Genomic DNA, 22439 nt, shown 5'->3' on the forward strand with positions numbered 1-22439 from the left:
CAAGCCAGTAGGGGTGGTCCGGTCACGAGTAGTGGGTACTCGCTTTTCCGGCATCAGACAAGCATTGTACTTGCCTCAGATGAGCATCGCCTGCCGCACATTGCCCGCTGATCTGGCGCCGCCGGCTCCCGAGGAGGAAACCCTTCCGGCCGAAAGGACGTAGTAGCTGTCCGCGGCATGGAGTGCAAAACCTATGTGCTGCTCCACCAGGAGGATGCTCATGCCGTTGCGCTGGGACAGCTTGAGGATGGTCGCTTCGATCTCGGCTACAACATTGGGCTGGATGCCTTCGGTTGGTTCGTCCAGGATCAGAAGGCTCGGCCCGGTGATCAACGCCCGGGCTATGGCAAGCTGCTGCCGCTGGCCACCCGACAACAGCCCGGCCCGCCGTGCCAGCAGCGGCCGGAGCGCGGGAAACAGATCGAGGGCTTCTGCCACGCGTTCAGTGCCGTTCCTGCGCCCGTCCGCGATGAGCTGCAGATTCTCCATAACGGACAGCTGCCCGAATGACTGCTGGCCCTGCGGTACATAGGCCATGCCCCGCGCCACCCGCTGATGTGGGCGGAGGGCCGAGATGTCCTCCCCGTCCAGGGTGATGCGTCCGGCCATGGGTTTGAGGAGCCCGACGACGGCGCGCAGCAGCGTCGTTTTGCCGGCGCCGTTGTGCCCCAGAACCGAGACGACGGCTCCCTCCCGGACGGTCACGCTCACCCCGGAGATCACCTGGGTACGGCCGTAACCGGTCTGCAGATTTTCGATTTCGAGCATCATTGGCCTTCCGTTGCCGAGGTCCCCAGGTACACGTCCTGCACCTTCTTGTCGGCCTGCACCTGCGCTACGCTTCCCTCACTGAGGACCTTGCCCGCGGCAAGGACAGAGACCGATGTAGCGAACTCCCGGACGAAGTCCATATCGTGCTCAATAACCAGCGTGATCCGGTTGGCTGCGATGCGGCGCAGTAGCTCGCCGGTTTCCCCGCGCTCGTCCTGGCTCATCCCCGCGATTGGCTCGTCCAGGAGTAGCACGTCCGAGTTCTGCACCAGGAGCATGCCGATTTCCAGCCACTGCTTCTGTCCGTGGGCGAGGATCCCTGCCTTCTTGTCCGCCGCGTCTGCCAGGCCGATGATTTCCAGGGCCTCTTCCACGGCTGGTTCCACGGAGTTCCGGCGGCGGAACATCTGCAGCGGGCTGCGGCCGGAGCCGGCAGCGATGTCGAGGTTCTGGAGTACGGAGAGGTTCTCAAACACGCTTGCGGTCTGGAACGTGCGACCCACACCCAGCCGGGCGATCTTATGCACTTTGCGGCCGAGGATCTCTGTGCCGGTGTGGTTCACCGATCCCGTAGCCGGCACCAGCCCGGTGATGGCATCAATTACCGTCGTTTTCCCGGCACCATTGGGTCCGATCAAGAACCGCAGGTCGCCCTGGATCACATCAAGGTCGACGTTGTCCACGGCGAGGAATCCGTCAAAGGAAACCGAGAGGTTACGGACTTCGAGGTATTTTGGCCGGCCGCGGCGCCAACCCCCGGCCTGGGGCTCCCCGTCAGGGAGCAGCGTGGGCGTCGTCATCTGCTGACCTCCTCAGGCTTGGTGGCTCGCTCTTCAACGTCGGGATCTGGCGCGTCGGGCGGCGCTACGGGAGCTGACGCTTCGGGCGGCGTTCTGCGCCGCCTGCCCAGCAGCGCCGGCAATGAGGCAAGCCCGCCCGGCATAAACCCGATGACCAGGACAAACAGCAGGCCCTGGAAGTACACCCAGAAGGACGGGAAAGTGGATGACAGGCTGGACTGGGCCGCGGCGACGCAGACGGCGCCCAGGACCGGCCCCAGGAGGGTGCCGCGGCCGCCGATTGCGACGCCGATAAGGAATGCGATGGACGGGATCACGCCAACGTCCGCAGGCGAGATGATCCCGACGATCGGGACGAACAACGCCCCTGCGACGCCTGCCAGGACGGCGGCAGCCACGTAGATGACGGTTTTGACGGTCGCCGGATCGTAGCCCAGGAAGCGGACGCGCTCCTCCTGGTCCCGAACCGCCACCAGCAGCTCGCCGAAACGACTGTGCATCAGCTGCCGGGCAATGGCGAGCGACAGCAGTAGGACCACCACCGCGATCATGTACAGCATGAGCTTGTTGTTCGGGTCCTTCAGGTCAAAACCGAAGAAGGACCGGAATCCGTTCAGTCCGTTGGACCCTCCGGTTGTAGCCTGCTGGCCAATCAGGAACACTGCGAAGGCCGCCGCCAGCGCTTGGCTGAGAATCGCAAAATAGGCACCTTTGACGCGGCGCTTGAAGATCGCCAAGCCCAGGACGAGTGCCACCAGCCCCGGAACCAGGACCACGGCGAGGAGCGTCACTGCGGGGCTCCGGAACGGTTCCCACCAGCCGGGAACCTCGCCGCTGCCGTAGAGGGACATGAAGTCCGGCACCCCCGAGCCGCCGAAGAGCGATGCGTCGGCCAGCTTCATGTGCATGGCCATGATGTAGGCCCCGAGTCCGAAGAACACCCCCTGGCCCAGGGTCAGCATGCCGCCGCGTCCCCACGCCAGGCCGATGCCGACTGCCACGATGGCAAAGCAGAGGAACTTCCCCAGCAGGCCGAGGTTGAACGCCGGAAGCACCGCGGGTGCAACGCCCAGGAGCAGGACCGCACCAAGGGTGAATCCGGCCACGGTTCCCAACCGCCCGCGCAACAGGCTTTTCATGCCAGGCTCCTTGTTTTGAGGCTGAAAATGCCCTGCGGCCGAAGCTGGAGGAACACCACAATCACGATCAGGATCAGGACCTTGCCGATGCTGGCCGTCGTCGAGTACTCGAAGACGGACTGCAGCACTCCCAGGGCAAAGGCAGCGATGACGGCCCCCTTGATCTGGCCGATACCCCCGGCCACCACCACCAGGAAGGCATCCACGATGTAGTTGGTGCCGAGGTACGGGCTTGTTGAACCTATGAGTGTGACCGCGACGCCGGCGATGCCGGCCAGGCCCGAACCGATGAAGAACGTCAGTTGGTCGCTGCGCCGGGTTGACACCCCACTCGTTTCCGCGAGGTCCCGGTTCAGCACAACGGCCCGGATACGGCGCCCGAGCGGCGTGGCCTTCAGGAGGAGGACCAGGCCGGCGAGGCACAGCAGCGAGAGCCCCAGGATAAAGAGCCTGGTCAGCGGGATGGGAGCGCCCAGCAACTCGATGTTCCCCTGCAACCACCCCGGTGCACGGACATCGACGCTGGGTGCCCCGAAGATGTCACGTGCGGCCTGCTGCAGGATCAGGGCCACCCCGAAAGTGACCAGGAGGGTGTCCAGGGGCCGGTGGTACATGCGGCGCAACAGCACCGCTTCGAGCACCAGCCCCAGGACACCTCCCACCAGGAAGCCTGCGGGAATGGACACCAGCAGCGATACGCCGGCGTCGGAGATGGCCTGCTGGACCACAAAGGCCGTGTAGGCCCCGGCCATCATGAACTCGCCGTGGGCCATGTTGATGACCCCCATCTGGCCGAAGGTCAACGACAGTCCCAGTGCCGCCAGGAGCAGCACGGAGCCGAGGCTGAGTCCGGCGAACATCTGCCCTATCAGGAGCTCCATTCCAGCAGGCCTTTCCTCGATGTTTCCGCGGCCGTTACTTGGCCAGGTCCTTGGCCCAGTCGTAAGTGGCCAGGAATGGATCCGGTTCAACCGCCGCGGGCGATGACCACACCGTGTCGATCAGGCCCTCCGCGTTGATCTTGCCGATGCGGGGGTCTTGGTGATGTGGTTGTTCTCCCCGTTGACCGTGACCAGGCCCTCAGGCGCCTCGAAGGTCACACCGTCCGCGGCTGCCTGCACCTTGTCCACCTCAAAGGATCCCGCCTTCTCCACCATTGCCGTCCAGAGGTACAGGGAGGTGTAGGCGGCTTCCATGGGGTCGCTCGTTACGCGCTCGGTGCCGAACTTCGCCTTGAACGCCGCGACGAACTTCTTGTTGGCCGGCGTGTCCAGGGTCTGGTAGTAGTCCCAGGCAGTCAGCTGGCCTTCGACGTTGTCCAAGCCGACGCCGGGGACTTCCTCCTCGGCGATGGACACGGAGACCACGGGCATGGTATCGGCGGTCAGGCCAACGCTCTTGTACTGGCGGAAGAAGGCCACATTGCTGTCGCCGTTGAGGGTATTGAAGACCGCGTCGGCCTTGGAGTCCCGGACTTTGTTAACGATGGTGGAGAATTCCGTGGAGCCCAGCGGGGCGTACTCCTCGCCGAGGACTTCGATGCCCTTGGCCGCGGCGTAGGCCTGGATGATTTTGTTGGCTGTTCGCGGGAAGACGTAGTCACTGCCGACCAGGAACAGGGACTTGGTTCCCTGCTCGGCCAGGTAGTCCAACGCCGGGATGATCTGCTGGTTGGTGGTGGCACCGGTGTAGAAGATGTTCTTCGACGACTCCAGGCCCTCGTACTGCACCGGGTAGAACAGCAGAGCGTCGTTGGCCTCAAACACAGGGAGCATCGCCTTGCGGCTTGAGGAGGTCCAGCCGCCGAATACCGCGGCCGTGCAGTCCTGCTGGATCAGTTTCCCGGCGCGCTCCGCGAACTTGGTCGGTTCGCTGGCGCCGTCCTCGCTGATGACCTCGAGCTGCTTGCCCAGGACACCGCCGGAAGCGTTGATTTCCTCGGCAGCCAGGGACAGGGAGTCGAAGACGGTGCTCTCGCTGATGGCCATGGTGCCGGACAGCGAGTTGATGAAACCGACTTTGACGCTGCTGCCCGAGGTGTCCACACAAGACGTGCCGCTGCTGGCGGTGGAGCCTGCGGACGCCGGATCCGCGATCTGGCTGCCGCAGCCTGCCAGGACAGTGGCCATGGCGGCTGCCGCCAACGAATTGAAAGCGCGTTTGGTGACCGAAACCCTCATGTGTACCTGCTTCTCGTTCCGCCGTTGCGCTGGGCAGCGGCTCGCCTCCGAGGTCCGTCAGAAGTGACCCCTTGCGATGAACGTAGGAGCGAATTGTTTCAGCGCCTGCCCGGTTGGTTTCGAGACCGTTTCGGGGCGATCGCCGGGCCGGCCGCGAGTTGAGGCGCACGGCAGGCGGGCGGGAGAAAACCGCGGGAAAGCAGGCCCTGGGAGAGTTAACCTGCGGGAAACCTGCCGCGGCGTAACTTTGGCCCGGTTGCCGGACATAATCCGGTCCGGACGCCGGGAAACGGCTCTCACCTGCGGCTATGCGCAACACCCGAGCGACGGGCAGGGCTATTTGTGCGTCGGCCGGCTCCCTGAGTGGCGCTATTCGCCCAGTGCCCTGGGCCGCCAGACCACGACGGCCTGGGACCGCGCGCGGGGGCGCTGGCCGCGGGCCAGGCTCACCACGTCGCCGGCGGCACCGGCTGCGAAGATCCGCGAATCAAGGGGATCACGACGGCGGCCCAGCTCCTCGGCCAGCTCACTCACCCTGCGCTGCAGCGCGGCCACCTGGTTCTCGAGCTCAAGGATCCGTTTAATGCCCTCGAGCGAGACGCCCTCGTGAGACAGCCGCTGGACTTCGCGCAGCATGTTGATGTCCCGCTGCGAGTAGCGGCGAGACTTCCCCGGCGCCCGGCTGGGCGAGACAATGCCCAGCCGGTCATACTGCCGGAGCGTCTGCGGGTGCATATCCGCCAGTTCAGCCGCGACGGAGATCACGAAGATCGGCTGGTCAGCGCTGATGTCCACGGTCTGCTCCGTTGCTTAGAGCCGGGCCTTGGCGGCCAGGCCTTCACGGACATCGGCGTCGGCGGTGGCTTCGGCAAAGGCCTTCACGGCTGCTTCGGCTTCCTTGTTCAGGTTCTTCGGCACCGCGACGTCGATGGTCACCAGGAGATCGCCGGTGACCTTGGAGGTCTTCACGCCGTGGCCTTTGACCCGGAGTGTACGCCCCGAAGGCGTGCCGGCCGGAACACGGACCTTGACGGTCTCGCCGTCGATGGTGGGGACCTGGATGTCGGCGCCCAAGGCAGCTTCCGGGAAGGTGACCGGGACATGGATGCGGAGGTTGTCGCCGTCGCGCGTGTAAACCTCGTGCGGCTTGACGGACACGGCAACCATGAGGTCGCCGTTGCCGGCGGGCCCTGGCTGGCCCTTGCCGCGGACGCGCACTTTCTGGCCGTCTTTGATGCCGGCGGGAACGCGGACGTCAATAACGTCACCGCTGGGTTCGCGCAGGCCGATGGAGGTGCCGCGGATGGAGCCCGCGAAGGAAATGGTGGTCGAAGCGGTGCGGTCCGCACCCTTCTGCGGGGTCCGCTGGAAGCCAGGCTGGGCCCCGAAGCCGCCACCGAACAGGTCAGCGAACTCGGGCGGAATGCCGCCGGCTGTACTGAACCCGCCTGAGTGACGGCCAGCGTTTCCGGTAAACAGGCCGCCGAACATGTCCTCGAACCCGCCGTTGGCGGCACCGGCCCCGCCCGGAGCGAACCGGGCGCCGCCGCCCATTGCCCGGATCGCGTCATACTGCTGCCGCTCGTCGGGGTCCGAAAGCACCGAATAGGCCTCGGAGATGTCCTTGAACTTCTTCTCCGAAGCGGCATTCCCGGCGTTGGTATCCGGGTGATGCTGGCGGGCAAGTTTCCGGTAGGCCTTCTTGATGTCGGCGTCGGAAGCGTCCTTGGCGATACCAAGGATCGCGTAAAAGTCCTTGTCCACCCAATCCTGGCTAGCCAATGGCGTTTCCTTTCAAGAAGTTAATGGGTCGGTGGTTGAGCTTGCCGAAACCTGGGTTTCGACAAGCTCAACCACCGGGGTAATGCTAGGCCGGAACTGCGACGATAACCTGTGCTGCGCGGAGGACTCGTTCGCCTGACTTGTAGCCGGAGCGGAGCACCTGGCTGACGGTGTCAACCTCGATGTCCTCGCCCGGCTGCTGGATGAGGGCCTCGTGGATCGTGGGATCGAACTCCACTCCGGTCTCATCAATGCGGACCAGTCCGTACGTCTTCAGGGCGTTCTCCAGCTTGGTGGCGATCGCGGCGAACGGGCCGTCGGTCAGGTCACCGTGCTGGCGGGCGGCATCGACGTCGTCCAGTACCGGCAGCAGGGAGTTCAGGACGCCGATAACGGCCATCTCCCCTGCCACGGCCCGGTCGCGCTCAACGCGCTTGCGGTAGTTGACGTATTCAGCCTGGAGGCGGAGGAGATCGTTCTTCAGCTCGGCAGCTTCAGCGTGTCCGGCACCCTGTGCCACCGATTCCTCGGCCGGCACCTCGATGCCGTTCAGGATTTCCTCGGCCTGGGCGAGTGCATCGCCGTCCCTGTCAACAAGCTCGCCGCCAACAGGCTCGCCCACCAGGGGCTCTCCCGCCGGCGCGGCAGCGGGCTGTTCGCCCTCCGGGTGCCGGGCCTGCCCGGTCACCGGATCAACCTTGCGGTTGTCCCGGATGACCGGCTCCTGGTTCGCGGACGAGTTGTGCTCTTCCTCGTTGCCGTGGTGCGGCATGGCTACTTCTTCGCTTCGTCTTCGTCGATGATCTCGGCGTCGACGATGTCCTCGTCAGCAGCCTTGTCACCGGCGGAGGCTCCACCAGCGGTGCCTTCGGCGCCTGCGGCACCGGTGGCACCGTCCGGCGAACCGGCGTGGGCGTAGATGGCCTCGCCGAGCTTCGACTGGGAAGCCTGGAGCTTCTCGAACGCGGTCTTCACGGCTGCGTCATCGGTGCCTTCGAGGGCCTTCTTGAGGGCGTCGACGTCGGCTTTGACCTCGGTCTTGACCTCTTCGGGCAGCTTGTCGGCGTTGTCGACGATCAGCTTGTCCACGGAGTACGCGAGCTGCTCGGCCGTGTTGCGGGTGTCGGTTGCCTCGCGGCGGGCCTTGTCCTCGGCGGCGTGCTCCTCGGCGTCACGGACCATGCGGTCGATGTCCTCCTTGGAGAGCGCAGTGCCGCCGGTGATGGTCATGGACTGTTCCTTGCCGGTGCCCTTGTCCTTCGCGGAGACGTGCACGATACCGTTGGCGTCGATGTCGAACGTGACCTCGACCTGCGGGACGCCGCGCGGAGCCGGCGCGATGCCGGTCAGCTCGAACGTGCCCAGCGGCTTGTTGTCGCGGGTGAACTCGCGCTCGCCCTGGAAGACCTGGATGGCCACCGACGGCTGGTTGTCATCAGCCGTGGTGAAGGTCTCGGACCGCTTCGTGGGGATGGCGGTGTTGCGCTCGATCAGGTGCGTCATCACGCCACCCTTGGTCTCGATGCCGAGGGACAGCGGGGTGACGTCGATCAGCAGGACGTCCTTGCGCTCGCCCTTGAGGACACCGGCCTGGAGTGCAGCACCGACGGCCACGACCTCATCAGGGTTGACGCCCTTGTTCGGCTCCTTGCCGCCGGCGAGTTCCTTGACGAGCTCGTACACGGCGGGCATACGGGTGGAACCGCCCACGAGGACGATGTGGTCGATCTCGGAGAGCTTGATGCCGGCTTCCTTGATGACGTCCTGGAACGGCTTCTTGGTGCGGTCCAGCAGGTCCTTGGTGAGGTCCTGGAACTTGGCGCGGGTCAGCTGCTCATCCAGGTGGACCGGGCCGTCGGGGGTGACGGACAGGTACTGGAGGGAGACGTTGGTGCTGCTGGAAGAAGAGAGTTCCTTCTTGGCCTGCTCCGATGCCTCACGGAGGCGCTGCAGGGCGATCTTGTCCTTGGAGAGGTCGATGCCCTTGACCTTGAGCTGCTTGAGCAGGTAGTCAACAACGCGCTGGTCCCAGTCGTCGCCGCCGAGGTGGTTGTCACCCGCGGTGGAACGGACCTGGATGGTGGAGAAGTTGTCTTCGTCCTTGCCCACCTCGAGCAGGGAGACGTCGAAGGTTCCGCCGCCGAGGTCGAAGACCAGGATGAGTTCGTCTTCCTTGCCCTTGTCCAGGCCGTAGGCCAGTGCTGCCGCGGTGGGCTCGTTGACAATGCGGAGGACGTTGAGGCCCGCGATCTCGCCGGCTTCCTTGGTGGCCTGGCGCTGGGCGTCATTGAAGTACGCGGGAACGGTGACCACGGCGTCGGTGACCTTTTCGCCCAGGTACGACTCGGCGTCGTTCTTCAGCTTCATCAGGATGCGGGCGGAGATTTCCTGCGCGGTGTACTTCTTGTCATCGATGGCGACGGACCAGTCAGTGCCCATGTGGCGCTTGACGGAGGCGATGGTGCGATCGATGTTGTTGACGGCCTGGCGCTTGGCGATCTCGCCAACCAGGACTTCGCCGGACTTGGAGAATGCAACGACGGACGGCGTGGTGCGGCCGCCCTCGGCGTTGGCAATAACGGTGGGCTCGCCACCTTCGAGAACGGAGACGACGGAGTTGGTGGTTCCGAGGTCGATACCTACTGCACGTGACATGTGTTGCTTCCTTCTTTCCTTGGAAACTTGCTGGCGCTCGTGTTGAGCGTTCTGCACTCAACTTTACTCAACGCGCAAGCCATGTCAATCCAAAGTTGAGCGGAGTGCGCTCAACTTTGGATTTTTGGGTCACGGCAGCCTCAACCGATTCCCCGGATTTCCGGGATTTTTGTGCGCGAAATCCGCTTCCCGGGCAGTAGTTCGCTGTGCGTGAACGGCGGCTACGTGTCCTTGTCCTCGTCCACTTCCACCTCGCGCGCGGTGCCAGCAGAGCCGGCCTCGCCATAGTCGCCTTCCGGGTAGCTGCCCTCCTCGGACTCGTTCTCCGAACCGCCCACGCCGGCCTCGCCATAGTCGCCCCCCTCATACTGGCCGCCTTCACCCTCCAGCCCGGGCTCGGTGCTGCCCTTGCGGCGATCTTCTTCAGGTGCGGTGTTCTCACTCATGACGTGATCCCTCCTTTGAGTTTCCGCGTCCATCCGGGCGCATTTGGAGTCTACTCAGCCGGAGGCGGGCTAAACAGGGGTGGCCGCAGACTTCTGGTCGTCCCGCGGGTTTCCGTCCGGCACGAGCCCCGCCATCGCCGCGAGGACGGTGAGGTGGTGTTCAAAGAGTTCGCCCCGGGCACGGAACGTATCCGGGCCATATTGGCCAAAAACCTCAAAACTCACGGCCCCGAAGAGCGACGTCCATACCAGGGCACCGTTCGCCTGGAGTTCGTCCGGCATGGCCAGCCCAAGTTCACTGCGGATCGCTTCCAGGTCGGCGGACAAGGCAGAAGGTACGACGGCGGTGCGCGCCATGGCGGTCAGCGCACCTGCCCGGTAGGCGCCGTCGAGAATGCCGATCAGGCGGTAGATCACGCGCGTTCCCGGGGCTGTGGTCTGGCTCGAGGGGGCCTGGTAGCCGGGGACCGGACTCCCGAAAAGCAGGCCGTAGCGCGCAGGCTCCCGCAACGCCCATGCCCTGACAGCCCGGCCGAGCGCCTTGAACCTGCCATCGAAGTCGCGCTCAGGCACCGCGTTCACCGCGGCATCCACGGCGTCGCCGAGCTCACTGTAGGCGTCCACTAGAAGCAGCGTGAGCAGCTCGTCGCGGTTGGCCACGTAGCGGTAGACCGCGGAGGAGACCACGCCAAGATCCCTTGCCACGGCGCGGAGGGACAAGGCGGCCGCGCCCTGCTCTGCCAGGTGTTCCCTGCCCAGCCTGACGATGTCGGCAATAGTCTGGGCGCGGGCGCGCTCCCGCGGTGTCCGAAGGGTGGGTTCCGCGGCCGCGACAGGGTCATTCATTGCTCCAGCATGGCACAAGTCAGAGCAGTGTCAACAATTGAGAGCACCGCTCTTGACAGCTGCCATTCGGGGGTGCACGCTATTGAGAGAGCGGTGCTCTCAATAGCGAATTTTTGAAGGGGAAGTCATGAACGATCTATACGTAGTTACGGGCGCGGGGCCTGTGGGCTGGACAGTCGCAGAACAGCTCGCGGGGCAGGGGAAAAACGTCAGGATCCTCACCCGTTCGGGCAGCGGCCCCAAGCACCCGCTGGTGGAGCGGGTGAAGGCCGACGTCCAGGACGCCGCCCAACTGCGGGACGCCTTCGCGGGCGCCACAGCCGTCTTCCACTGCATCCACGGCTCCTCCTACAGCGTGGACGCGTGGCAAGCAGAACTGCCCCGGGCCGAGCAAACGGTGCTGTCCGCGGCAGGCGAGGCAGGCGCCGTCGTCGTTTTTCCCGAAAGCCTTTACTCGTACAGCGAGCCTGAACGTCCCATGGTCGAGGCGGGTCCGCGGACTGCCGAGGGCGGCAAGCGGGGCGTCCGCACCGCGCTGCTCATGGCGCGGGACGCCTCTCCGACCAACACCGTCAGCGTGGTTGCCGGCGATTTCTTTGGCCCTCGGGTGCGAACCTCACATGCCGGAGAGCGCGTGGTCCCCGCCGTCCTGGCCGGCAAGAAAGTCTGGGTCATCGGAAGCGCCGATCAGCCCCATTCATTCACGTACGTCCCGGACCTGGCCGCCGCGATGATCCATGCCGCGGCGACGCCGTCGCTGTGGAACAAGGTGTGGCACGCGCCCACGGGTCCGGCAGTCACGCAGCGGCAGCTGGCCACAGCGTTCACCGAGGCTGGCGGAGTGCAGGCGCCGAAGCTTGGAGCCATTCCGGGCTGGGCGCTCCGGACCATGGGTGTGTTCTCGAAAGACTTCCGCGAAGTTGCCGAAATGCTCTACCAGTTCGAGCGGCCGTTTGTGATGGACTCCGCCGCCAGCGAGTCCGTGTTTGGCCTGCGGCCGACGCCCCTGCCCGAGGCGGCCGCGGCCACGGTGGCATGGTGGCGCGCGCAGGGCTAGGTGCCCTAGCGGCGGCTGGCAGACTCTGACGCGGGATGAATGCCGGGCTCGGCCGGGCCAACCTCCCGCCGCACCGCGGCATCCAGCTCCGTCCGGCCCAGCTTGCCGGGCCACCAGATGCGCGGGCCGATGTCGTACGCCAGCGCAGGGACCAGCAGCGAGCGCACCAGCACGGTGTCCAGCAGTACGCCGAACGACACAATGAAGGCCAGCTGCACCAGGAACATGATGGGGATGACGCTCAGTGCGGCGAACGTGGCGGCCAGCACCACGCCGGCCGAAGTGATCACTCCGCCGGTCACGCCGAGTCCGCGAAGGATGCCCGGCCGGGTCCCGTGCTTCAGCGACTCTTCCCGCACCCGGCTCATCAGGAAGATGTTGTAGTCCACACCCAGGGCAACCAGGAACACAAACCCGAACAGGGGCACGGTGGCGTCGGCGCCGGGGAATCCGAGCAGGCTGTTGAAGACGACGGCCGAAACGCCCATGGCCGCGCCGTACGACAGCACCACGGAGAGCACCAGCAGGACCGGCGCCACCACGGAGCGCAGCAGCAGCATCAGGATGACCAGGATGACCGCCAGGACGATGGGGATGATGATCACCAGGTCGCGCTGGGCGGTGGTGTTGGTGTCCAGGGCAGTGGCGGTCACGCCGCCAACCAAAGCGCCGGCGTCGACCGCTTTTACCTCCCGGCGCAGCGCCTTGACCGCATCCTCCGCCTCGATGGAATCCGCGGCGTAATTAAGCGTGGCGTTGATCAGCACTCTGCCGTCGTGGACGTCCGGGGCGCTGGGAGCGCCGGGGGCACCGGTGATCGGCACACTGCCTTCAGCCAGGAGGTAGGCGTCCCCCATGCCGTCGGCCGCTTTGACCTTTTCCAACACCTGAGCGGCCTTGCTTTCGTCCGCAATTACGACGGCGGGGCTGCCGCTGCCGGCGTCGAAATGCCGCGCCAGCGCGTCCTGGCCGTCCACCGCATTGGACGCGGTGAGAATGACCTCGGTCTGCGGCACGCCGTTGGCCTTCAGCTGCAGCACCCCCGCCGAAGCCACCAGCAGGAGGAGGACCGACGCGACCCAGACCGTGCGCGGGCGGCGGGAGACCAGCGAACCGGTGGCCCGCCAGATGCCCTTCTGCCCTTCCAGGCCGGTGACCAACTCGGGCTCGCGCTCGCCCGCCGGAACCAGCTTGGGGCGGAACGGCCAGAACGCGGCCCGGCCCAAAAGTGCCATCAGGACGGGCAGGAGGGTCAGCGCGGCGAAGAGCGAACAGAGGATGCCTGCAGCCGCAACGGGGCCCAGCGCCTTGTTGGAGTTCAGATCCGAGAACAGCAGGCAGAGCAGGGCGATGATGACGGTGGCACCGGAAGCCAGGATCGGCTCGAACGACGCCTTCCACGCCGTCAGCACCGCTTCCGTCCGGTTGCGTGTGTGGGTCAGGGCCTCGCGAAACCGCGCCACGTACAGCAGGGCATAGTCCGTGGCCGCGCCGATCACCAGGATGGACAGGATGCCCTGGCTTTGGCCGCTCAGCTGGATCCAGCCGAGCTTGGCCATGCCGAACACCAGCAGGATGGCGGCGCACAGCGCAAAGACCGAGGTGAGCAGCACGGCGAGCGGCAGGAGGAGCGAACGGTAGACGATCAGCAGGATCAGGAAGACCGCGCCGAGCGCCACCAGCAGCAGGACGCCGTCGATGCCGGCGAAGGCGCCGACCAGGTCTGCGGTCAGGCCCGCGGGGCCGGTGACGAAGGCCTGCATGCCTGCGGGGGTGGAATCCGCCAGGAAGTCCCGCAACTCCTGGACGGATTCCTTCAGCTCGCCGGAGGACCCGATCGGGGCTATGAACTGGACCGCTTCACCGTCCTGGGACGGGATGGGGCCGATCACGGCGCTGCCCAGTTCCAGGCCCTCCAGCCCAGCCTTCAGGGATGCCAGTTCGCCAAGGTCCGCGGGGCTGATGGCGGCGTCGTTTTCGATGACGATGACCGCCGGCACTTCGTCTGAATCGCGGAACCTTGCCTGCCAGTCCTGCGCGGCGGTGGCCTCGGCGCTCGCCGGCAGGAACGAGGCCTGGTCGTTCGAGGAGACCTCGTCGAGCCGGCCGAACGTGGGTCCACCCGCACCGGCAATGGCCAGCCACGTGAGCACCAGCAGAACCGGAAGGAGCCAGCGCAGCCAGAACGGTGCCCTCGCACTGTGTAGGGGACTTGATGTCATGATTCCTGCTTCGCTCGGGTGGACGCGGTACACTTGATTCCATCCTAGAGTATCTCCATCATGGAGATAACTGCCATGGGTTGGGTTTCCTGTTTGAAACTACTCATCGGGCGTCGCTGCAGTAATATCCGTCAGGGCACCAGACCGGATCTCGGGCACCAGTAAGCGAGCGGAGGCGGGACGAACATGACAGACGAAGCGTTCCAGCGCCCACCGGACTCCGCACCCTTCGCCCTGGTCCGCCTGCTCCAGGACTTCACGCTGGAGGCCAACAGGTATGTGGACACTGCGGGCGGCCGCAACGACATGCACCGCACGGATCTCAACGCGCTGGCGGTGATCATGCGGCACACCGCCAAGGGCCTGGTGGTCACGCCGGGCATCCTGCGCAGGGAACTCAACCTCAGCTCGCCCGCCACCACCGCGCTCATCGACCGGCTGGACAGTTCAGGGCACGTTGTGAGGGAGCGTCTCGGCCCGGACCGGAGGCAGGTCCAGTTGCGCATGACACCCAAAGCCTTCCAGGACGGCAGCGCCATTTTTATGCCGCTTTCGCGCCACCTGGATGCCGCCATGGCGGGTTTCTCGCCCGAAGAGTTGGAGCTGGTCAGCCGGTTCATGGCCGCCATGGTGGACGCCACCATCGCGGCCCGTGAGGAAACGTCCGACGGCGGCCCCGCCTCGCCCACTCCGCCCAGGTAGGTCGCAGTAGATGTCGTCATGAGAGCTCATAACGACGATAAGTGCCATCTACTTCGGGGACGGTTCCGCCTGTTTTTCACTGCGGAGGGGTAGCGTTTCATTATGAGTACGCAGCAGCCTGACGACGACGATGTGTACACGCACGGCCACCACGAGTCGGTGGTCCGCGCCCACGCTTCCAGGACCGCGGAGAACTCCGCGGCCTTTGTCATTCCGCACCTCACGCCCGGGGTTTCAGTGCTCGACGTCGGCTGCGGCCCTGGAAGCATCACCTGCGATTTCGCCGGGCTGGTGTCGCCCGGAAAGGTCACCGGCCTGGACCGGTCACCGGACATCATCGCCCAGGCCACGGCGCTGGCCGCCGAACGCGGCGTGGCCAATGTGGAATTCCTGGCCGGAAACATCTACGACCTTGACTTCGAGGACGAAACGTTCGACGTCGTCCACGCCCACCAGGTGCTCCAGCACCTGACCGACCCGGTGGAGGCGCTGCGCGAGATGCGCCGGGTAGCGAAGCCGGGCGGCATAGTGGCGGTACGCGACGCCGACTTCCACGGCATGAGCTGGTACCCCACGATCCCTGAGCTGGACGAATGGATGGACCTGTACCAGCGGATCGCACGACGCAACGGGGCCGAGCCCGACGCCGGCCGCCGGCTCGTGTCCTGGGCCCAGTCTGCGGGCTTCAGCAACGTGGCGCCCACCAGCAGCAACTGGCTCTATGCCACCGGGCAACAACGGAGATGGCAGGCCCGGGTCTGGGGCGAACGAGTGCTGCATTCGGCCTTCGCGGAGCAGGCCCTTGAATACGGCTTCGCAAATCCAGCGGACCTGGCCCGGATTTCGGCAGGATGGCACCGCTGGGGATCCACAGACGACGGCTGGTTCCTGATCCCGAACGGTGAGGTCATCGCCCGGGCGTGATTTACGGAGAGAACGAATACTGGGCAGAGCCTTACACCGCCGAGGTTGACCAACTAGACTTGGTCAACATGGGACAGTACAACGTCCAAGAGGCAAAAACCCGCCTGTCCGAGCTGTTGAACCTTGTTGAAAACGGCGAAGATGTGGTCATTGCCAAGGCCGGCCGCCCGGTGGCCCGGCTGGTGAAAATCGAGCGCCCCCACAAACGCGAGCTGGGCTTCCTGGCGCCCCTTCAAATTCCTGACGGGTTCTATGACCCGTGGACCGACGAGGAAATGGGTGAAGCCACGGGCAGGGATCATTGATGCGCCTGCTGCTGGACACACATGTTTTCCTGTGGGCCCTCGCCGAACCCAGGAAACTGTCCACCAAGGCCAGGAACGCCATCACTAAGCTCGAGAACTCGGTCTACGTGTCGCCCATGACCGCGTACGAACTGTCCTACAAACACCATCAAGGCAAGCTGCCGGCTGGAGCGGCGATAGTGGCAAGCTTTGGACGGCAGGTGGCCCACCTGTACGCCTCTGAGCTGTCCATCTCCGCACCGCATGCATTGGCCGCCGGCCAGTTGGACTGGGAACACAAGGACCCCTTTGACCGGATGCTGGCTGCCCAGGCCATGGTGGAGGGGCTGACGCTGGTAACGGCAGATGAGGAGCTTCACGCATTCGAGCCCGTGACCACGCTCTGGTGAGGCGGCACTCTTGTTGTGCCGACGGCACTAAACTTGGCAGGTGCAACTCTCCCTTTGGCTCGCCCTCGCGGGCGCCGGCGCCCTGATCAGTTTCACACCGGGTGCCGGTGCCATCAACACCATGAGCAACTCGCTGACGTCAGGGTTCCGCCGCTCCATCTGGGGCATCCTTGGCCAGCAGGCAGCCCTGGTTGTCCACGTGGTGATCGTGGCGTTGGGCGTCGGTGTGCTGGTGGCAAGCTCCCCGGTGGCCTTCAATGTGATCCGTTACGCCGGGGCCGCCTACCTCGTGTACCTGGGCATCCGCCAGTTCCTGAGCAAGCCGGAGCCGGACCAGGAACAGGCCGCCGCCCTCCGGAACGAGCCCGCCTGGTCAATGTTCCGGCGTGGCCTCTGGGTCAACCTGCTCAACCCGAAGGCCATCGTTTTCTTCCTCGCGTTTATGCCACAGTTCATCCGCCCGGAACAGCCGCTCCTGCCGCAGTACCTTGTGCTCACAGCCACCGTGGTGGTGATCGACATCCTGGTGATGTGGTTCTTCTTCGCCTTTGCCGCCAAGTCCTTCCAGCGGTTCACGTACAACGCCCGTGGCCAGAAGATCCTCAGCCGGATCTTCGGGGTGCTCTTTGTGGCGGTAGGAATTCTCCTTGCGCTGATCCACTAGTCGTGTTCTTCCAGGTCCGTCGTCAAGGCCTGGATCCACTGGCAAGCCTTCCGGCTGCAGATGTCTGACATTTTTGTCCTGGGTATGGTCATGAAGTGGCCACCTTCCGGACATCAATGCCACGATCGATAAATGCTTGAGGCAACCAAATCCCCCACATCGACAGAATCCGGCCCTGACGCCACCAAACCCACCAACCCGGCGCTGGCCGCCGAGGCGAAAATCGCGCGGCTTGCCGTCACGATCTTCCCGGCGCTGGTGGTCCTGGCGGGTGTCGCCGGCTTCCTTGTGCCAGCCACCTTCCAGCCGCTGGGGCCCAGCGTCCCGTACCTGCTGGGCATCATCATGTTCTGTATGGGCCTGACCCTGACGCCGCCGGATTTTGCCTCTGTGGTGAAGCGCCCGTGGGCAGTGGTCCTGGGCATCGTGGCGCACTACGTGATCATGCCCGGTGCGGGCTGGCTGATTGCCGTGGCGCTCCAGCTTCCGCCGGAGCTTGCCGTAGGCCTGATCCTGGTGGGCTGTGCACCATCCGGCACCGCCTCGAACGTGATGGCCTTCCTGGCCAAGGGGGACGTTGCCCTGTCCGTAGCCGTCGCTTCGGTATCCACCCTGATCGCACCGGTGGTTACGCCACTGCTGGTCCTGTTCCTGGCCGGATCGTTCCTGGAAATCGACGCCGGGAGCATGGTCCTGGACATCGTCAAGACGGTACTCCTGCCCGTCATCGCCGGGCTGCTGGCGCGGCTGTTCTTCAAGAACCTCATCGCCAAGCTGCTGCCGGCATTGCCTTGGGCATCCGCCGTCGTAATTTCCTTCATTGTCGCGATTGTTGTGGCGGGCAGCGCCTCCAAGATCGTGGCCGCGGGCGGCATTGTGTTCCTCGCTGTGGTCCTCCACAACGGCTTCGGCCTGGGCCTCGGCTACCTGGCGGGCAAACTGGGCCGGCTGGACGATAAAGCACGGAGGGCGCTCGCCTTCGAAGTGGGCATGCAGAACTCCGGTTTGGCCGCCACGCTGGCCACCGCGCATTTCACGCCGCTGGCCGCACTGCCGTCCGCCGTTTTCTCGCTGTGGCACAACATCTCCGGCGCGATCGTGGCAGCCTGGCTGGCGCGGCGCCCGCTGCAGGACGCCTAGCAAGGCCGATCCTGGAAGGCAGACGGACGGACGGAATTTTGACTTTTCAGTCAAATTTCTTACGAACCTGTCACGACATGCGAATGCCAGCTGGCCAAGAATGCCCTGGTCCCGCATGCTTAGCCCCATGAACTCATGGTCGAGCCCATACCGAATCATCGCCGTCTGCACGGGAAATATTTGCCGGTCACCGATGGCTGAGATGATACTGGGCGCTGCCTTCGAAGCAGAAGGCCTGGGCTTGGATGTGACAGTGGATTCGGCAGGAACTACCGGTTATGAGGCAGGGCGGCCCATCGATCCGCGCGCCGCCCGCCGGCTTGCGGAAACGCATCTGGGCTCAGAGCACCATGTTGCCCGCGCCTGGCAGGCTGGGTGGTTCCGCGAACGCGATCTCATCCTGGCACTGGACGTTGACCACTACGCCTGGCTGCGCGACGCCGCGCCGGACGCGCACGCCATGAACAAGGTCCGGATGCTCCGCAGCTTCGACCACGCCGCTGCCGGCAGCGATCCGCTGGACCAAGGCATCGAGGATCCCTGGTACGGGGGACACGCCGATTTTGACGCCGTCTGGGAGCAGATCCGCGGCGCTGTGCCCGGCGTCGTCGCGCATGTCCGCACGGTCCTTGGCCAGGCGGCGCCGCGACAGCAGCTGATGCAGCAGCAGGTACGCTCTATTTCATGACCCCCGCACCTGTGATCATCGCCATTGACGGGCGATCCGGCGCAGGGAAAACCACTCTGGCCATCGAACTGGCCGCGCAGCTGCGGAACCATCACAAAGTCGCGCTCTTCCACCTGGAGGACATCTACCCGGGCTGGAACGGTCTCACCGCGGGCATCGAGCGCTACGTTTCCACCGTGCTCACGCCGTTGAGCCGCGCCGAGCCCGCCTCCTGGACCAGCTGGGACTGGGAAAGGCATTACGACGGCGACACGCGGGTCACGCTGCCCGCCGAGATCGTGATCATTGAGGGAGTGGGGGCGGCGGCTGCGGACGCCCGGCCCCTGCTCAGCGCGGTCATCTGGGCAGACTCGCCGGACGACGTCCGCCGGAAGCGGGCCCTGGACCGCGACGGCGGGACGTATGAACCGTTTTGGGACCAGTGGGCTGAGCAGGAAGAAGCCTGGCTCGCCGCCGACGACGTCCCCCGCGAAGCCGATATCCGCGTGCTCAACAATGCCGACGGGTCCGCCACCGCCGACGTTATGCAGGCCCTTGCATACCTGCCCGCTCTCGGACCTGCCCTTGTTCCCGAGCTTGCCGCCCGCCGCGGCCTCAGGCTGCGCGCAGAACGGCTGGACGCCAGGCCGGACGCCGCGGTGCTCTTCGAGAACCTCTACGGCGGCTCGGCAAATGCCGTCTGGCTGGACTCCTCCAACGCGGACTCCCCCACCCCAGGCTCCTCCGCCAGCGCGTCCCCCGGCGCGCCCGCGACGCCGCCGGAACAGCAGCCCGCCACCGTGCGCAGCCGCTTCAGCATCCTGGCGGACGACGGCGGGACGTACGGCCAGGCGGTCACGCACCGGTCCGGCGAAAGCGTCATCACGGCAGGCTCCGCCACGGCGCGCGTGCCGGGACCGTTCTTCCGCTGGCTGGACACCGTCTGGGGACGCCGGGCAGTCCGCACGCCGGACGGCTACCCGGGCGACTTCACCCTGGGCTGGCTGGGCTGCCTGGGCTATGAGCTCAAGCGCGAAACCGGCGGAACGGACGTGGCGGCGCCGACTCCTGACGCTGCCCTGATCTTCGCGGGCCGGGCCGTCGTTTTGGACCACGTGGAAGGAGCGGCCTGGCTCCTTGCCCTGGAAGCGCCCGACGCCGACCGCTGGCTGACCGACGCCCGCGCCGCCGTCGCCGTCGCTGCCGCTGCCGCTGCCGCCGCCGCCCCCGCCCCGAGCACACCAGGCTCAGGGAACCAACGCACCCACGCCGGCGGCAGCAACGGCGTCGTCCGTCCCGTTGGGCCCGCATTCAGCAGCCGCGACACGGAGCCGTCCTACCTGGCCAAAATCGCCGCCGCCCAGCACGAAATCCATGAGGGGAACTCATACGAGGTCTGCCTGACCACCACGCTCACGGCCCGGCTGCCCGCGGCCGCGGCGGCCCCCTGGCCGACGTACCTCGCGCTGCGGCGGAAGAATCCCGCGCCGTTCGCCAGCTACCTGCGATTCGGCGGGCTGACGGTGGCCAGCACGTCGCCGGAGCGGTTCCTGAGGATAACGTCCGACGGCGGCATGCGCGCCGAACCGATCAAGGGCACCCGGCGCCGGGGTGCTGATCCGGAGCGTGACAGGCAGCTGCGGGAGGACCTGGCGACCTCGCTGAAGGACCGCGCGGAAAACATCATGATTGTGGACCTGCTGCGGAACGACCTCAGCCACTTCGCGGAGCCCGGATCGGTGACTGTCAGCAGGCTGTGCGAAATCGAAAGCTACGCCACGGTGCACCAGATGGTCAGCACCATCGACGCGCGGCTCCTGCCCGGCTCGCCGCGGGCCGAGGCGGTTGCCGCCTGTTTCCCGGCCGGCTCCATGACCGGCGCCCCGAAAATCAGCACCATGGCCATCCTGGACCGGTTGGAGGAGGGCCCGCGCGGCCTGTATTCCGGCGCGATCGGCTACTTTTCCCTCAACGGGGCCACGGACCTGGCGGTGGCGATCCGCACCCTGGTAACCACGGCGGTGGCCGGGGACGGCGACGAACAAGAGTCGACGGCGGAACTCACCCTCGGCGTCGGCGGCGCCATCACTGCCGACTCGGTACCTGACGAGGAGTACGACGAAATCCGCGTGAAGGCGCACGGTGTGCTTTCCGCGCTGGGTGCGGACTTTCCCGACGCCTGACCCCCGGAGTTACTGGAGCGTGGCGGTCAGCCTGGCGACGTTATCGACATAGCGGGCTGCGAGGGGGCGCTGCACCCAGTCCTCGAGTATGAGCTCGTTGGAAATGTCGCGATACGTGTCTTCGACCGCGCGCATGTTGTTCACGGTTTCCGCGCCGAGCAGCATCACCGAGACCTCCATGTTCAGCGAGAAGGAGCGCATGTCCATGTTGCTGGAGCCCAGGACGGCCACTTCGTCGTCGATGGTGAAGTGCTTGGCGTGCAGCACAAAGGGCGCCTTGTAGAGGTAGATCCGGACCCCGGCTTCCAGCAGCGCCTCGTAATAGGAGCGCTGGGCGTGGTGGACCAGGAACTGATCGCCCTTTTCGGAGACGAACAATTCCACGTCCACGCCCCGCTGGGCCGCTGTGGTGATGGCGTAGAGCAGGGAATCATCGGGCACAAAATACGGGCTGCAGATGGAGATCCGGTGCTGCGCGGAGTAGATCAGGGTGTTGAAGAGGCGCAGGTTGTTTTCGGTGATGAACCCGGGACCGCTGGGCACCACCTGGGCCGTGACGTTGCCCGGTTCGGGGTTGGCCGGGAGCTGCAGCTGGTGTTCCAGGGACTCGTCGGTTTCGCTCAGCCAGTCCGTGGCGAACACAACGTTGAGTGTGGTGACGATCGGTCCGCGCAGGCAGGCCATCAGCTCCACCCATTCGCGGCCGGCCTTGCGGTGTTTGGGGTTGTTGTAGGAAGGCTCGATCAGGTTCTGCGACCCGGTGAAGGCGAGTTCGCCGTCGATCACCATGATCTTGCGGTGGTTGCGGAGGTCCGGGCGTCGCCACTGCCCGTGGGTCGGCAGCAGCGGGAGCATGCGCTTCCACTGGATCTTCCCGGCCCGCAGACGCTTGAGGAAGTTGCGGTAACCCTTGACCCGGAGCGTGCCGATGTGGTCGAACAGCACCCTGACTTCCACTCCGCGCTCGGCAGCCTCCTCGAGGGCGGTCAGCAGGTCATTGGTGATGTGGTCCGTACTCATGATGTAGAACTCGGCGTTAACGAATTTCTTGGCCTTGCGCACGGCTTCGGTCATGGCCAGGATCGAGTCCGGGTAGCCGGGAATGAGGTCCACGGAATTGCCGTCCACCATGGGGAGGGAGCCGAGCCGCTGGTTCAGTTCACCTGCGGACGTCACCCATTCGGGCCCTGTGTATTCACTGACGACGTCGGCGAGCGCCGAGATGCCGGACCGCACCCGGGTGTTGATGACCTCCTGCTGCTGGCGGCGGCGCCTGGAGAGCTTGAAGTTTCCGAACAGCAGGAAAAGGACCAGGCCCAGGAACGGTATGAAGAAGATACCCAGCAGCCAGGCCATGGCCGTGGTGGGGCGCCTGTTGCCGGGGATGATGCCGATGGCCAGAACCCGGATCACCAGGTCTGCAATGCTGAGCACCACCACTACCCATGTCGGCGCGGTACCGGCAAGCGAAATTGGCCACAGCACTGGACTACCCCCGGATTGCGCGCACCCGCGGACCGGTTCCGGCGGGGCAATGACCACAGCTTAGCCGCGCCGGGCCCTACTA

22 protein-coding genes are annotated in these 22439 nt (G+C 65.5%); 9 read left to right on the forward strand and 13 right to left on the reverse strand.

Annotation, left to right across the window (positions count from 1 at the left end; translation table 11 throughout):
* Positions 1-75: 75 nt before the first annotated feature.
* The 11 genes from urtE to NIBR502772_RS00735 all read right to left on the reverse strand — a co-directional run bounded on the left by urtE (position 76) and on the right by NIBR502772_RS00735 (position 10619).
* The gene (gene urtE, locus NIBR502772_RS00685) at positions 76-771 is read right to left on the reverse strand and encodes an urea ABC transporter ATP-binding subunit UrtE (RefSeq protein WP_246848647.1); all 696 of its coding nucleotides are present in this window, start codon (positions 769-771) and stop codon (positions 76-78) included.
* Complete coding sequence (urtD, locus tag NIBR502772_RS00690; protein ID WP_141138663.1) at positions 768-1571, reverse strand: urea ABC transporter ATP-binding protein UrtD; 804 nt, start codon at positions 1569-1571, stop codon at positions 768-770. Before urtD ends, urtE begins: the two co-directional genes overlap by 4 nt.
* Positions 1568-2710, reverse strand: coding sequence for an urea ABC transporter permease subunit UrtC (urtC, locus tag NIBR502772_RS00695; RefSeq protein ID WP_141138664.1), 1143 nt, complete (start codon positions 2708-2710; stop codon positions 1568-1570). The genes urtD and urtC overlap by 4 nt, the downstream gene beginning before the upstream one ends.
* Positions 2707-3591 carry an urea ABC transporter permease subunit UrtB gene (urtB, locus tag NIBR502772_RS00700; protein WP_056341284.1) on the reverse strand — a complete coding sequence of 295 codons (885 nt, stop codon included), beginning with the start codon at positions 3589-3591 and terminating at the stop codon, positions 2707-2709. The genes urtC and urtB overlap by 4 nt, the downstream gene beginning before the upstream one ends.
* Before the next feature lie 120 nt (positions 3592-3711).
* Complete coding sequence (urtA, locus tag NIBR502772_RS00705) at positions 3712-4890, reverse strand: urea ABC transporter substrate-binding protein (RefSeq protein WP_246848648.1); 1179 nt, start codon at positions 4888-4890, stop codon at positions 3712-3714.
* Positions 4891-5259: 369 nt separating this feature from the next.
* Positions 5260-5685 carry a heat shock protein transcriptional repressor HspR gene (locus NIBR502772_RS00710; RefSeq protein ID WP_141138665.1) on the reverse strand — a complete coding sequence of 142 codons (426 nt, stop codon included), beginning with the start codon at positions 5683-5685 and terminating at the stop codon, positions 5260-5262.
* A 15-nt stretch (positions 5686-5700) separates the two neighbouring features.
* A complete protein-coding gene (locus NIBR502772_RS00715) occupies positions 5701-6672 on the reverse strand; it encodes a DnaJ C-terminal domain-containing protein (protein ID WP_210412362.1) in 972 nt (323 codons plus the stop codon).
* An 85-nt stretch (positions 6673-6757) separates the two neighbouring features.
* Positions 6758-7444, reverse strand: coding sequence for a nucleotide exchange factor GrpE (locus tag NIBR502772_RS00720; protein WP_141138666.1), 687 nt, complete (start codon positions 7442-7444; stop codon positions 6758-6760).
* Between the two features lie 2 nt (positions 7445-7446).
* Complete coding sequence (dnaK, locus tag NIBR502772_RS00725) at positions 7447-9327, reverse strand: molecular chaperone DnaK (protein WP_141138667.1); 1881 nt, start codon at positions 9325-9327, stop codon at positions 7447-7449.
* Positions 9328-9548: 221 nt separating this feature from the next.
* Positions 9549-9773, reverse strand: a complete 225-nt coding sequence (locus tag NIBR502772_RS00730; RefSeq protein ID WP_141138668.1) for a hypothetical protein — start codon at positions 9771-9773, stop codon at positions 9549-9551.
* A gap of 69 nt (positions 9774-9842) precedes the next feature.
* Entirely contained in the window at positions 9843-10619 is a 777-nt protein-coding gene (locus NIBR502772_RS00735; protein ID WP_141138669.1) for a TetR/AcrR family transcriptional regulator, read from the reverse strand.
* Positions 10620-10746: 127 nt separating this feature from the next.
* Between NIBR502772_RS00735 and NIBR502772_RS00740 the strand changes: the two genes are divergently transcribed.
* Positions 10747-11676 (forward strand): NAD-dependent epimerase/dehydratase family protein, encoded by a 930-nt coding sequence (locus tag NIBR502772_RS00740; protein WP_141138670.1) that lies wholly within the window; start codon positions 10747-10749, stop codon positions 11674-11676.
* 5 nt (positions 11677-11681) lie between these two features.
* On the opposite strand, the gene NIBR502772_RS00745 is transcribed toward NIBR502772_RS00740, so the two are convergent.
* A complete protein-coding gene (locus tag NIBR502772_RS00745; RefSeq protein WP_141138671.1) occupies positions 11682-13898 on the reverse strand; it encodes an efflux RND transporter permease subunit in 2217 nt (738 codons plus the stop codon).
* Between the two features lie 186 nt (positions 13899-14084).
* Between NIBR502772_RS00745 and NIBR502772_RS00750 the strand changes: the two genes are divergently transcribed.
* From NIBR502772_RS00750 to NIBR502772_RS00785, 8 genes are all read left to right on the forward strand, one after another.
* Positions 14085-14600 carry a MarR family winged helix-turn-helix transcriptional regulator gene (locus tag NIBR502772_RS00750; RefSeq protein ID WP_141138672.1) on the forward strand — a complete coding sequence of 172 codons (516 nt, stop codon included), beginning with the start codon at positions 14085-14087 and terminating at the stop codon, positions 14598-14600.
* Positions 14601-14702: 102 nt separating this feature from the next.
* Complete coding sequence (locus NIBR502772_RS00755) at positions 14703-15524, forward strand: methyltransferase domain-containing protein (RefSeq protein WP_141138673.1); 822 nt, start codon at positions 14703-14705, stop codon at positions 15522-15524.
* 68 nt (positions 15525-15592) lie between these two features.
* The gene (locus tag NIBR502772_RS00760; RefSeq protein WP_104063282.1) at positions 15593-15829 is read left to right on the forward strand and encodes a type II toxin-antitoxin system Phd/YefM family antitoxin; all 237 of its coding nucleotides are present in this window, start codon (positions 15593-15595) and stop codon (positions 15827-15829) included.
* A complete protein-coding gene (locus NIBR502772_RS00765; RefSeq protein WP_141138674.1) occupies positions 15829-16218 on the forward strand; it encodes a type II toxin-antitoxin system VapC family toxin in 390 nt (129 codons plus the stop codon). Before NIBR502772_RS00760 ends, NIBR502772_RS00765 begins: the two co-directional genes overlap by 1 nt.
* Positions 16219-16258: 40 nt before the next feature.
* A complete protein-coding gene (locus NIBR502772_RS00770) occupies positions 16259-16882 on the forward strand; it encodes a LysE family transporter (RefSeq protein WP_141138675.1) in 624 nt (207 codons plus the stop codon).
* A gap of 132 nt (positions 16883-17014) precedes the next feature.
* Positions 17015-18022: a bile acid:sodium symporter family protein gene (locus NIBR502772_RS00775; RefSeq protein ID WP_141138676.1), complete on the forward strand. Its 1008-nt coding sequence runs from the start codon at positions 17015-17017 to the stop codon at positions 18020-18022.
* Between the two features lie 193 nt (positions 18023-18215).
* Complete coding sequence (locus NIBR502772_RS00780; RefSeq protein WP_305775667.1) at positions 18216-18710, forward strand: low molecular weight phosphotyrosine protein phosphatase; 495 nt, start codon at positions 18216-18218, stop codon at positions 18708-18710.
* Entirely contained in the window at positions 18707-20872 is a 2166-nt protein-coding gene (locus tag NIBR502772_RS00785; RefSeq protein ID WP_141138678.1) for a chorismate-binding protein, read from the forward strand. Before NIBR502772_RS00780 ends, NIBR502772_RS00785 begins: the two co-directional genes overlap by 4 nt.
* A 9-nt stretch (positions 20873-20881) precedes the next feature.
* Here NIBR502772_RS00785 and cls read toward each other — a convergent pair whose 3' ends face one another.
* Positions 20882-22354, reverse strand: coding sequence for a cardiolipin synthase (gene cls / locus NIBR502772_RS00790; protein ID WP_141141873.1), 1473 nt, complete (start codon positions 22352-22354; stop codon positions 20882-20884).
* Positions 22355-22439: the final 85 nt, after the last annotated feature.

Source organism: Pseudarthrobacter sp. NIBRBAC000502772 (assembly GCF_006517235.1).
GTDB lineage: Bacteria > Actinomycetota > Actinomycetes > Actinomycetales > Micrococcaceae > Arthrobacter.